Annotated in this window: 10 protein-coding genes; 3 read left to right on the top strand and 7 right to left on the bottom strand. The window is 41.7% G+C overall.

The features are described 5' to 3' along the window. Positions 1-67: 67 nt before the first annotated feature. Entirely contained in the window at positions 68-616 is a 549-nt protein-coding gene (locus FUT79_RS12685; protein WP_002701359.1) for an isochorismatase family protein, read from the top strand. Positions 617-793: 177 nt separating this feature from the next. Here the strand turns inward: FUT79_RS12685 and FUT79_RS12680 are convergent, their stop codons facing one another. Both FUT79_RS12680 and FUT79_RS12675 read right to left on the bottom strand, forming a co-directional pair. Further along, entirely contained in the window at positions 794-1,537 is a 744-nt protein-coding gene (locus tag FUT79_RS12680; protein WP_024753114.1) for a copper homeostasis protein CutC, read from the bottom strand. 62 nt (positions 1,538-1,599) lie between these two features. Then, positions 1,600-3,078, bottom strand: coding sequence for a M81 family metallopeptidase (locus tag FUT79_RS12675; protein ID WP_024753115.1), 1,479 nt, complete (start codon positions 3,076-3,078; stop codon positions 1,600-1,602). A 532-nt stretch (positions 3,079-3,610) separates the two neighbouring features. Between FUT79_RS12675 and FUT79_RS12670 the strand changes: the two genes are divergently transcribed. After that, entirely contained in the window at positions 3,611-5,386 is a 1,776-nt protein-coding gene (locus FUT79_RS12670; protein ID WP_024753116.1) for an ABC transporter ATP-binding protein/permease, read from the top strand. Continuing rightward, complete coding sequence (locus tag FUT79_RS12665; protein ID WP_024753117.1) at positions 5,373-7,037, top strand: amino acid ABC transporter ATP-binding/permease protein; 1,665 nt, start codon at positions 5,373-5,375, stop codon at positions 7,035-7,037. Before FUT79_RS12670 ends, FUT79_RS12665 begins: the two co-directional genes overlap by 14 nt. Before the next feature lie 719 nt (positions 7,038-7,756). Here FUT79_RS12665 and lptB read toward each other — a convergent pair. From lptB to FUT79_RS12640, 5 genes are all read right to left on the bottom strand, one after another. Continuing rightward, positions 7,757-8,629 carry an LPS export ABC transporter ATP-binding protein gene (lptB, locus tag FUT79_RS12660; RefSeq protein WP_024753119.1) on the bottom strand — a complete coding sequence of 291 codons (873 nt, stop codon included), beginning with the start codon at positions 8,627-8,629 and terminating at the stop codon, positions 7,757-7,759. Further along, positions 8,629-9,417 (bottom strand): LptA/OstA family protein, encoded by a 789-nt coding sequence (locus tag FUT79_RS12655; protein WP_024753120.1) that lies wholly within the window; start codon positions 9,415-9,417, stop codon positions 8,629-8,631. Before FUT79_RS12655 ends, lptB begins: the two co-directional genes overlap by 1 nt. Continuing rightward, entirely contained in the window at positions 9,414-10,016 is a 603-nt protein-coding gene (locus FUT79_RS12650; RefSeq protein WP_024753121.1) for a hypothetical protein, read from the bottom strand. Before FUT79_RS12650 ends, FUT79_RS12655 begins: the two co-directional genes overlap by 4 nt. A 114-nt stretch (positions 10,017-10,130) precedes the next feature. After that, positions 10,131-10,697, bottom strand: coding sequence for a hypothetical protein (locus tag FUT79_RS12645; protein ID WP_002698030.1), 567 nt, complete (start codon positions 10,695-10,697; stop codon positions 10,131-10,133). Beyond that, positions 10,694-11,923, bottom strand: coding sequence for an LIC_12708 family protein (locus FUT79_RS12640; protein ID WP_024753122.1), 1,230 nt, complete (start codon positions 11,921-11,923; stop codon positions 10,694-10,696). Before FUT79_RS12640 ends, FUT79_RS12645 begins: the two co-directional genes overlap by 4 nt. Positions 11,924-12,915: the final 992 nt, after the last annotated feature.

The following is a 12,915-nucleotide window of genomic DNA, read 5'->3' as shown; positions in this document are numbered from 1 at the left end:
CATCTATTGTATACTGTTTACAGCAGGTTTAGTAAATTCTGTTTATTTCATCCACAGGGAGGATTGTATGAAAAATTATAAATTAAAAAGAGAAAATGCTCTTATCTTGTTTGTTGATATTCAAGATAAACTTCTTGATATTATGCAGGAAAAAGAGGAGGTGCTGAAAAAGGCCGTTGTTTTGGCGAAGATGGCAAATATCATGCAGCTGGAAACGCTTTTTACCGAACAATACCCGAAAGGTTTGGGACATACAAATAAAGGTTTGTTTGACAGTGTAAAAAGTACGGCTATTGAAAAAACATCGTTTTCCTGTATGCTGGAAAAAAACTTTACGGAAGCTTTAACAAAAAAGAATAAAAAACAAATTATTATCTCAGGTATCGAAACGCATATTTGTGTGCTTTTAACCGTGCGCGATCTGATTGCCTTCGGGTATGAGGTTTTTGTTTGCGAAGATGCGGTTAGTTCACGCGATTTGCGGAATAAACACAATGCGTTGCACCAAATGAATGACCTTGGAGCGGTTATCACTAATGTCGAATCCGTTATGTTCGACCTCAACTCCGTTGCCGGCACCGATGAGTTCAAAGCGGTACAAAAACTTATAGTGTAGGTGTGTTGTGGTAAGGGGCGCGCTGCCCCTTAGACCCCGGATGGCAGTTGCTGCTGCGCAGGGCTTTTTTGGCTTATGCTTCGCATGCAGGGCGTTACGGCACCCCTGCACCCCGCCGCTAGGAGAAATGTAAATTTCAGAACGGGCATGGACGCCCGTGTTTCTACGCAAGACGGGTTAGTTTACCTTTTCGATAATTCGCCGCATTTCATCAAGGTCGGCTATTTCAAAACGGTCTTCGTTCGGGTAGAGGGCACCGCCGTAGTAGATTTTCGGGTTGTGCTGCACCGAGGGTTCAGGTTTTGAGCAGAGGGCGGCAAAGTGTATTTGGCTTACGCCTGTTTCCTGCACCAAGCGGGAAGCATTTTTTTTCGTAATGCCGCCGCCCGGAAGGATTTCTATTTTACCGCGCGCATGGCGCACCATTTCCGCAATTAATTCCGCTCCTTCGGGGGCGGTCGGTTCCTGTCCGCTTGTGAGCACGCGGGTAATGCCGAGCTCAATAAGAGCATCGAGGGTTTTTAGCGGGTCGGGCACTACATCAATTGCGCGGTGAAAAACTGTTTCCCTGCTGTTTGCGATTTTACACAAAGCTTCGCACCGTGCCGCATCAAGGGTGCCGTCGGCATTTAAAAAGCCGAATACAATTCCGTCGGCTCCGTTTTCAATAAAAATGCGTGCATCTTCTTTCATTGTTTCAAACTCGGCTTCGGTGTAGAAAAAGCCGGCAGCCCGCGGGCGCACCATCGTGAGCACTTTAAGTTTTGTTTTTTGTTTTACTAAGCGCAGGGTTCCAAGTGAAGGAGTTAAGCCGCCGAGGAATAAGCTTGAGTTTAGCTCAATTCGCTGTGCGCCCGCTTTTTCGGCAAGGAGGGCATCATCAAGGGAGCCTGCGCAAATTTCAATCGTAATATTTTTCATCTTTTTTCCTTTTTTCTTCTGTTCTGTTTTTTACGTTTAAGTTTATACGTTTACGCGAAAGCTTAACAGCTCCACTCCATGTTTTTATTAAGCGGATAAATCGGTTTTCGCGTTTTAGGATAGTCAAGCGTTTCAAGCAATTCATTTGAACAGCCCTTTGAGGTTGCCATAATGGCGCGCGCCGCAATATCCTGAAAGCATGCTTCAAGGTAGCCGAGCTTTACCGTTACAATGCAATAATCCAAAGGGTTCACCCCCAGTGCGGGCAAGAGGTTTTCATCCCCGAAGCCGATATGCTTACCGGTAAGCACAATGTGCATGTTTTTGTATTCAACTAAGGCAAGGTTTGAGCGATATGTTCCGTAGTCCTTTACCAAGCGCAAAACTTTAACGGTGCAGGGAATTTGCGTACCGTTGATTTTATCCCAATTGCCTCCGATTGTAATATCAAGCGTTTTGCCCTCTCCTGCCCGCATACAGGCATCAACGGCGGGTGCATCAAAAAATCCTGAATATAAAAGCGGAGTGGGCAGGCTTTGTATTTTATCGCTAAAAGAAAGCATTGCTTCAAACAATTCAGTGGCATCGCCCGTAGCCCCGGCTGTGGGATTATCGCCCGAGTCGGAAATAAAAACAGGCTGTTCCTTATTTATGGTAACCGCTTCAATTGCCTTTAGTATGGAAGAAACTGAATCATAATGCTCGGCTCTAAACCGAAAATTATGGCGTTCGCTCCAAAACTTGCGGGCAAGCTCTTTTGCGGTTTCGTCGGCAAGCTTTTGGCAGCCGTCGGAAACGGTTACAATGCTTACGCCGTTATCCTCGCAGTCAGCCCAAGGAAAGCCGAGTAAAATAGAGGCGGCAAGAATTCCGTCCCGCTTTTCAGCCTCAACACAAGCGGCTAGAAGACTTTTCATCGGCTCTTCCGCACTTTCGCTTTTTTCGCCCGCAATTAACATCGGAATGGAAACCCGTCCTATGCAAAGCTTTTTACCTGAGTCAAAGGCACTGCGCAAAAGTTTTGCAGCGTGCACACCGGTTTCATAACAATCAATATGGGGGGCGGTTTTGTATCCGACAATTCCGTCACAATAGCGAATCATTTCATCGGTAACAGTAGCATGCATGTCAAGCGCAACCGTAAGCGGAACATCGGGAAGCCGCTCTCTAATTGCCGCAAGCAAATCACCTTCCGCAGCACCTAGGTTTTCAACCTTCAGAGAGCCGTGCAAGCCGAGACAAATTCCGTCAATCGGAGCTTCTGTCAAAGCCTCATCGAGATAGTGCAAAAACTCAGCCTTTAAACTTTGATACAGCTCGTGCTGCACAAGCCCGTTCGGCACTGCGCGCGCCACTAACGCCGGAACAACCTCCCAGCCCCATCCGCGCAGCGTGTCAATAATACCGGTTGAAGAATAATAAGGCAAAAGCCCCTTAGTTAAAACTTCCTCACCCCGAAACACAACAAAATCATTTATTCCGGTAATAATCGGATTAAAACTATTTGATTCATGGCTAATTCCGCCAACAAGAATTCTCATAAGAGTAGTATAGCAAATACGAAAATCTTGTAAAGGGTGCTTTGAATTTAAGAGCGGCCGCCCCTTATGCCCCGGAAAATTGCAAAGGATGTTCAAAAGCCATCATTTTTTAAAGGCGTCCGTGCCCGTTCTGAATGTAATGTTTGCTATTCTTGTTTACAGTGCCTACGAGTTTTGAATTTAGCAACGGTGGGTAGTGTAGCGTTTTGTAATTAACTTCCTGTTATACAAATTGGAGTATCAACAATAAGGGACTGCGGATTTAAGCATTACTATGGTAAATTGCTCACCGTTGCGCCGTGTCGGGCTCTTTTTTATAAAATTTTTTACGATTTGTATAAAATGCATTAAGAAAAATAATCGAGTTATCAAAAAAACGTTATAGTAGTTTACCATACTCATGCTGTTTTAAAATATTTAAGCAATAAGAGCCTTACCGATGCTGTAAGCAAAATCTTTACTTGTTATTATCTCTTCATTTCGTTATAGTAACATGTCTGTTATTTTTAAGTAATTTTTTTAAGGGATTTTTATGTTTCATAAACGATTAATGACTGTTGTAAAAGATTCTAAAAAATGGATACGTCTGATTGTTTTTTATAATTGGATTGCGTTGCTTTGCAATATTGCAATCAGCGCCATCATTGTAAAAGGAATTGAAATTGTTTTTAACCAATCGTTCCCGTCCAAAAGGCAGCTTGTTTTTTTTGCAGGCATTTTAATTTTTGTTTTTTTTATACGAATTGTAAGCGCAAGGCAATCAAGTTACTGCTCGTATCGGGCAAGTAAAAATGTAAAGCAAACATTGCGCAAACTTCTGTATGATAAAATTACTTCCTTAAAGCTTAACTACGGCGAAGTTGTTTCTTCAGCGGAGGTTACGCAAATAGGTTCGGAAGGTATTGAGCAGCTTGATATGTATTTCGGGCAGTATCTTCCGCAGTTTTTTTACAGCATGATTGCCCCGCTCACGTTGTTTATTATTTTAGCGCCAATCAATTTTATTGCGGCGCTTATTCTTTTTCTTTGCGTGCCGCTTATCCCGCTTTCGATTATCGCGGTGCAGAAAGTTGCCAAACGTTTGCTGAAAAAATATTTTACAATTTACACAGGACTCGGCGATAATTTTCTTGATAATCTGCAAGGCTTAATTATTTTAAAAGCGTATAACGATGATGAACATAAGCAACAAGAGCTGCGTGCGGAAGCAGAAGAGTTCAGAAAAATAACCATGAAAGTTTTAACCATGCAGCTTAATTCGGTTTCCCTCATGGACATATTCGCATACGGCGGCGCTGCTTTAGGAATCATTGTTTCGATTTTGCAAATGCAGGCGGGAAATCTTTCTATGAGCGGTGCTCTTTTGTTTATTCTTTTGTCTGCGGAATTCTTTTTACCGCTCCGTTTGCTCGGTTCTTTTTTTCATGTTGCAATGAACGGCATTACCGCCGCCGACAGACTTTTTGCCATCCTTGATGTTCAGGAAGAAAAGACGGAGTATGATTCAGGTTTTATAACTAAGTTTGAACATGCGATGGATAATGCAAAGGGTTGCGGAATCGGCATTGAGTCGCTCTCTTTTTCATATACTGAAGGAACGGAACTTTTTACAAACTTCTCACTTTCCTTTCCCGGAGCGGGGCTGTATGCGATTGTCGGCGAAAGCGGTTCGGGAAAATCAAGTATTGCGGCGCTACTTACCGGCTTGCAAAAAAACTATACGGGAAAAATTACCATACATGATTTTGACATAAAAAAAATTCCGGATTCAATTCGCTGTAAATATCTGCACATGGTAAGCAGCGACAGTTATTTGTTTAAAGGAACCGTGCGTGAAAATCTTTTAATTGCAAAGTCTGATGCAAGCGATGAAGAGCTTTTTAGCGTTTTGCAACAAGTACGGCTTGACGGATTTATTCATCAAAACGGCGGACTTGATTTTCAAATTGAAACACAAGGGAAAAATCTTTCGGGCGGGCAAATCCAACGCTTAGCGTTAGCGCGTGCTTTGCTTTTTGATGCGCCGCTTTATATTTTTGACGAAGCTTCCAGTAATATCGATATTGAAAGCGAAGAGATTATTATTGCAAACATTCGCGAGTTAAGCAAACAGAAAACAATTATTATGATTTCGCATCGGCTTGCAAATACCGTGCACGCAGACAGTATTGCGGTATTGAAAAACGGCACTCTTTGCGAACTCGGAACACATTCGGAACTTTTGCATGTAAACGGAGTGTATGCAAAACTATTTACCCAACAACAAAACTTAGAAAAAATAAGAGAAGAAAAAAATGCGTTATACTAAATTTCAGCTTATCATAAAACTTTTTGACATTGTAAAACCGCTTTTGCCTATTATGGTTATTACGATTATTGCAGGCGTTGCCGGCTTCATGGCGGCAACCTTTATTCCCGTACTCGGTGCGGCGGGCGTGCTGCAAGTATTACAGGTATCCGGAGCGGAAAACCTTTTTACGATAAAAACAATTATTGTGCTACTTGTTATTTTATCACTTTCGCGCGGAGTGCTGCGCTATCTTGAGCAGCTTTCAGGACATTATATTGCGTTCAAACTTTTAGCGCTTATTCGAGACAAGGTTTTTGAATCATTACGAAAACTTGCCTTTGTAAAATTACAGCGAAAAGATTCGGGGCAGCTTTTATCCATCATTACTGCCGACATTGAGTTACTTGAAGTTTTTTACGCACATACAATTGCACCTGTTTCAATCGCTGTTATCTGCTCAAGTATTTTTATTTTTTTGTTTGTACGCATTTCATGGATTCTTGCAAGCATTGCAGCAATCGCCTATCTTGTGCTCGGATTGTTTTTACCGCTCGTGTTTTCTAAAAAAGAAAAAACACTGGGCACTGAATACCGCGCGCAAGTCGGCGACCTTAATGCTTATTTTTTAGAATCTTTACGCGGCATGAAAGAAATCTTTTTCTTCAACCTTGTTGCAAAAAGAGAAGCAACCCTTGAAGAAAAAAACAACAAAGTTGATTCTCTTTTTAAACGAATAAAAAATTTCAGCGGATTAAATCGTGCGGTCTCTGAGGCCTGCATTTTAATTTTTGATATAACAATGGTTGCCGCCGCAAGTATTCTGTTTGCCTCAGGCTCAATCTCTTTTATCGGCATGGTTATTTCCGCCGTGCTTTTTATGTCAAGCTTCGGGCCGGTTATTGCGGTAACAAATCTTTCCACAAATTTAATTCAAACCTTTGCAAGTGCGGAGCGGGTTATTTCCTTGCTGGAAGAAAAACCTGAAATCACCGATGTTACCGATAAGCATGACATTCGCTTTGAAACGCTTGCACTTAACTCTGTAAGTTTTGCATACGATACCGAAGAGGTACTTAAAAATATTTCATTCACTGCGAAAAAAAACACAATCATCGGCATACACGGAAAAAGCGGCAGCGGAAAAAGCACCTTACTCAAACTCATTATGCGGTTTTACGATCCGCAATCGGGCAACATCAAAATAAATAATACCGACTTAAAAGAAATTAACACTGCCTCATTGCGCGAAGCAATTTCCTATGTAACGCAACACACCTATGTTTTCAACAAGAGTGTGTATGAAAATCTGATTATTGCAAACAGGGCTGCCTCAAAAGATACGGTTATTGCGGCGGCAAAAAAAGCAAACCTGCACGATTTTGTTTTGACCCTTCCCCAAGGGTATGACACAAAAATTGCCGAACTCGGTTTAAGCATTTCGGGAGGCGAGCGGCAGCGAATAGGAGTTGCCCGCGCATTTTTACATCAGGCACCGCTTATTCTGCTTGATGAACCGACAAGTAATCTTGACAGCTTAAACGAAGCGGTTATTTTACAATCGCTTTTACGGGAAAAAGAAAATAAAACCATCCTCTTGGTCAGCCACAGAAAATCCACAATGGGAATTGCGGATACGGTAATCAATATTGATTCGGGAAGAATCTCGTAGATAATTGTACAATTTAAACTTGTAAACTCGCAAAGCGCTTGTATCATTTTTCATAAAAAAAAGATTCCGACACGGCGCAACGGTGAGTAAACTTACCATAGGCTTAATGACAGCTCTCGAATTTTGTCTTCCGTTTTGATAAGACAGGAAACCCATCGCTTCTGCGTGAAACCAAACGACCTAATTTTGACGTCCATGTCAAAAACTAAACCGTCTGTTTGGAACCACGGGCGTCCGTGCCCGTTCTGAAATTTACATTCCTCTGCTGCAGGGGTTAAGGGGTCAGAATCGCGGCGAAGCATAAGCCAAAAAAGCCCTGCGCAGCAGCAAGGGCGAAGTGTTGACATTCTGGCTTTCACTTCGCCTGCGAGTTTTAAAACTTTGTAAACGGCCTTGCTTTAAAACATCGCTGCTGCGTGGAACCATCGCCGTCCGTGGCGGTTCTGATTGATATATTTGTGTTGATGCTTTTAAACATCGTCGGGAAGGCAGGTTAAGGGCTGCCAAAGCCCTTAATGCGAAGCATTTTGCGTGAGGCGGACGGAGGGCGGCGGGCAGGTTTTTCAAAACCTGTCCGCCGGATCCTTTTTGCGCGCCAAAATAGCGCAAAAAGAGCCGAAGCGATAGCGGAGCCCGTAGTACGCCGACCCGCAGCGTAAGCGGAGGGGCACGCCCGAATCAAAAAGCTCAGGTTTTTTTGTAAACAGAAAGGTTTTAGCTTACATTCTGAATTCACTGCCGAGGTACACCGCGCGCGCAACCTCGGAGTTAAGTATTGTTTCTTTTCCGCCTTGCTCGACAATTTGTCCGTGATTGATGATGTAGGCGCGGTCGGTGATTTCCAAGGTGTCCCGCACGTTATGGTCGGTGATCAGTACGCCGATTTTTTGAGTGGAAAGCAGGCGGATTATTTTTTTAATATCATGCACCGCAATGGGGTCAATGCCGGCGAAGGGTTCGTCAAGCAAAAGGAACTTTGGCTCTATTGCAAGGGCGCGAGCGATTTCGGTACGGCGCCGCTCACCGCCCGAAAGGGTGTAGGCAGGCTGTTTTCTGTTTGCGGTAATGCCGAATTCTTCCAGAAGAAATTCAAGCCGCTCTTTTCGCTGGGCTTTGGTTAAATCGGGACGAGTTTCAAGTATTGCGTAAATATTTTGTTCAACGGAGAGTTTTCTGAAAACAGAGGGCTCTTGCGGCAAATAGGAAATTCCTACCCGCGCGCGTTTATACATGGGCAAGCCGGTAATGCACAAATCGTCAAGGTAAATATTCCCCGAATTTGGCTGATAAAAGCCGACAATCATGTAAAAGGAGGTTGTTTTCCCCGCTCCGTTCGGTCCGAGTAAGCCGACAACTTCGCCTTGCTGCATTGAGAAGGAAACCGAATTTACCGCATGTTTTTTTCTAAAATATTTGTTTAAGCTGTCAACGCGCAGCACTGATCCGGTAAAAACTTTTTTTTGTTCTTCTGCAAGTGTTATATTCCAATCGGAAAACTCCTGCAAAACTTTTTCCGTATTTTCACTTGCTGTAGAACAGCTTTTTTCTAATCCGTCGGATTCTATTTCGTCAAGGCTTATATTTTCATTCATTAATTTTTTCCTTTAGAATCGTTTATAGTTATTTCCGCTTTATTTGCAGAATCCAAATTCGGCTTACCAGTACTTGTATTGTCGCGTTCTTTTATAGTGGGGGTTTTCTCCGGACTCGTTTCTTTTTCGGCGGATGTATTTTCGGTTTTTGAGGACGTATCGGCTTTTTTCTTTTCTTTTTCGATTATGGATCCACTCACCTTTCCTTTGAGGGTTATATCTTTTGTATCAAGATTAACCGTAATTCGTTCCGCTTTAAAAATATCTTTTTCTTTTGTAACCTCGGGTCTGCCGGTTAATTCAAGAAGAGATTTTTTTCGATAGTACATGCCGAACATTGCCTTACAACTGAGATCTTTTTGTGTTAACTCAATGTTCATTTGTAAAAGCATTGTTTCGTGTTTTTTATTATAGGATATTCGCTCGCCTTTTACCAATACATCTTCTTTGGTATCTTTTACCGAAACAGAACCCAAAAACTCAGCTACTTCGGTATCGCGATCAAAGTTTAATGCTGATGAGGAAAATTCCAAGCCTTTCTCTTCATCTTTTCCGCTTACCGTTCCGGTGGCACTGATAAACCGATAGTTTTTTCCGGAAAGCTCAATTCTATCCGCTTTAATTTGAAGGTTATCAATTTTAACTGATGCATTTCCCGTTAAAATGGTTGTTGTTTTGTCTTTCCCTGCGGAGCCTTCAAGTTTGTCGGAAGAAAAGCTTATTTTTGAATTTGCAAAAAGAACCAGAGATAAAGAAAAGAAGATATGTATCGCCGCAATTTTTTTCATTTTTGCTCCTTTTCGGTGTCGGAAGCTTCTTCCGCTTTTTGTTCTTTTTGATAGATGGTGCCGGAAACGGTTTCCTGAAACGCAAAAGTTTTTGCCTGACTGTCCGCTACAAAGCCTTTACCTTCAATGGCAATCTCGTTCTCTTTTTTTATGGAAACAATGCCGTTTTCCGGGGCTAAAAGTGTATGCTCATTTTTTTTCCATACAAAGGCGGTTCCTTGTGCGGAAAGTTTATCTTTTAAAAATTCAATTGCTACTTTGTTTCCAAGCCGAAATTCATTTTCTTTTTCAGATGCAAGCAAAAAACCGGCAGTGCCGCGCAGTGCTTCGGAGTTATCTTTTTCATCATATTGCGTAAAGCGTACGTTTTCACCTGCCCAAACCTGTTCTCCGACGTAAAACTCAATAGTGTTTGCAAAAATTTCGGTTCGCAAAGTTGTGTTTTCATGCCTTCTTATCTGTATTTCTGAAAATACCATATCCGGATATTTTGCGCCGTCTTCCTGCGCCTTATCAGTGTAGTTAAATGAGCATGAGAGAAAAAAAACTGCCGGTAAGGGCAAGAGAAAAAATTTATACGCTAAAAAAAATTTTTTCATTTGAAAAGTATACCTTTTTTTTAAAAAATGGTCAAAAGCTCGATAAAAAATTTATTTTAACAGTTGAGAAACTACCTTATGGAAATACTGGTTGCTAAGCCTTGTTATTATATTTTATTTTGCTCCGCGCGGTTTTTGTTTTAAAAGAATTGCTTTATCATTAACAGTAACATATGCTTCAACAGCAGCTATTTCTTTTTCATCGCTTTTTGCAGAAAGCGGTACCTCCGCTCCGATATAAATACTTTGAATTTGCTTTTTATCAATAAGCGTGCCGTCTTTCGAAAGGAATCGAACGGATATTGCAACCTCTTTTTCTTCCGCTTTTTTTTTGTTTTCCAATAATGTGATTGTTGCAAAAGTGCTTTTTTCATATATCATTGATTCAAGCACACAGGCAACACCCGCCACAGTTCCCTTGTTTTTTGTAGACTGTGTGAAAAAAATAAAAAAATTAACCGCAACTAATAATAGGATTGCAAAAAAAAGAGCTCGTAGCGATCGGGTTGCGGTTAACGATCGAAATAATCCCGGTCGCTGTATATAATCTTCCTCATGCATACGCCTGACCGCTTCAGAGCTGCGGGCGAGTCTCTTTTCTCTACTGTATCGTAAAGGCGGGGCAGCTTCGTCAGATGCTTTTGTTTCTAAACTGTCAGGATTATTGTTTGACTCTTTCATCTAATAGACTCTCCTATAATTTTGTCCGTACGCCACCAAACAATTTCTGCTTGATTGTTTTTTGCCAATAATCCCGATAATATTCCGTTAGTTGAAAGATTAAGTGCATTATATACTTGTTCATCTTGAGTAATTATTAAATCACGCTTGAGCAGCCTGAGAGAATTTAAATCGAGGATTCCAAGCAAATAACCTTTAGCGGTGGGTGTTATGAAAAACGCTTTATCGCTTTGACTGATACCTATCAGAGAAAAAACTTTTTTATTTGTGTTTGTGCCTGCGGCGTCCGTTTCTGTTTCTTCATGCGGGGCAATATCGATTTTGTTTTCGTATTTTCCTGTTTCAATTGCCAAAAAATATAGGCAGCTTTTATCATAATTAATGCCAGCACTCACCTGCGTCTCAGGATCAATTTCTTCCGTATAGTAATCAATTTTAACATAGAGTCCCATTGCATTAAAATCAGGAACGACAGTTTCTACGGAAGAAAAAAAACTGCCTCCCTCTCGATATGGAGATGGTAATGAGGAAAAAAAGATGGGCACCTTATAAAGAAGTTCTCCGTCAGCTGAAAACCAATATACTTTTATACTTTGTGTAGTCTGGCACACAACGATGATATCATTTTTTGTATTGGTATACAGTCCTTCGATAATAGGAAAAGGCGTGCCGCCAATTCCTTCTTGCCCGATATAATTAACAAATTCACTTTCTTCATTAAAGTGAATGACAATATTGGTTAAAGCAAGATTCTCCTCGGGATCATACTCAACCCGATCCGAAAAAACGCTGTCCACCACATAAAGCTGCTTATTGTCGGTAATCGCTAAGAATGTCGGATGATTTAAGGGATACTGCACCGACTTACGGGTTGTCGCCTTTGTTTGCGAATTCTCAGAATTGGTGAATATCGGTTGAGGATTCTTATCAACGTTATATATTATAGAAAGCAAATCACCGAAAGAGGTCATTTGCATAATTTTTCCGGAAGCGGAATTGGAAATATAGAAAATTCCGTCTTTCATAGAAATTTGACTGTCAGGTCGAGTATAACTGCTTTCAAGTTCAAAAAGATTTATCTGATTCTCGAAGCTCCCATACGATAAACTAAATAAATCTTCTCGTTCCATCTGCTGCAAGTGGTTCTTTTTACAACAAAGAAAAAAACTCAAAAAAAGAAACAAAAAGAGTAAGAAGACTAGCGGTTTATTCTTAAAATATTGCATGGCTTACTGTATATCAAAATACCGACAAAATACAAGACCCTTAGCGGGCAGCGTGTCTGCCTGCTTTGGAGGGTTCCAATGCCCTGCCGCTATGGTTCAGCTTTGTCCGTATCTTCAAAGTATCGCTGCTCTGCCGTTTGCAGACGGCACCGGAAATGCCGAGACATAAAAAATGCCCCTTGTATGAACCTTCCGGTAGATAACGGTAGTGTAGCGTTTTGTAATTAACTTCCTGTTATAAAAATCGGAGTATCAACAATGAGGGACTGCGGATTTAAGCATTACTATGGTAAATTGCGTAACGTTGCTCAATTCTAAACTCGCAGGTTTGGTTTTGACAAGGACGGCAAAACTCAGAACCGCCACGGACGGCGGTGGTTCCAAGCAGACGGTTTAGTTTTTGACATGGACGTCAAAACTCAGTACTGCTACGGATGGCAGTGGTTCCACGCAGAAGCGATGTTTTAAAGCAAAGTAATTTGTAAAGCTTTAAAACTCGCAGGTTAGTTTTTGCCATGGACGGCAAAACTCAGAACCGCCACGGATGGCGGTGGTTCCACGCAGAATTGAGTTTGAAAACTACCACAGCGTACTCGGAGAGTTTTCAAACTCATAGGTTTGGTTTTGACAAGGATGTCAAAACTCAGAACCGCCACGGACGGCGGTGGTTCCAAGCAGACGGTTTAGTTTTTGACATGGACGTCAAAACTCAGTACTGTTACGGATGGCAGTGGTTCCACGCAGAAGCGATGTTTTAAAGCAAAGTAATTTGTAAAGCTTTAAAACTCGCAGGTTAGTTTTTGCCATGGACGGCAAAACTCAGAACCGCCACGGATGGCGGTGGTTCCACACAGAATTGAGTTTGAAAACTACCACAGCGTACTCGGAGTTTTCAAACTCATAGGTTTGGTTTTGACAAGGATGTCAAAACCAAACCGTTGTGTCGGGCTCTTTTTTATAAAATTGTCTTGATTTGTATAAAATGAAAAAAG

The organism is Treponema phagedenis, from assembly GCF_008153345.1.
GTDB classification, from domain to species: Bacteria; Spirochaetota; Spirochaetia; order Treponematales; family Treponemataceae; genus Treponema; species Treponema phagedenis.
This window is presented reverse-complemented; position numbering and strand designations above follow the sequence as displayed.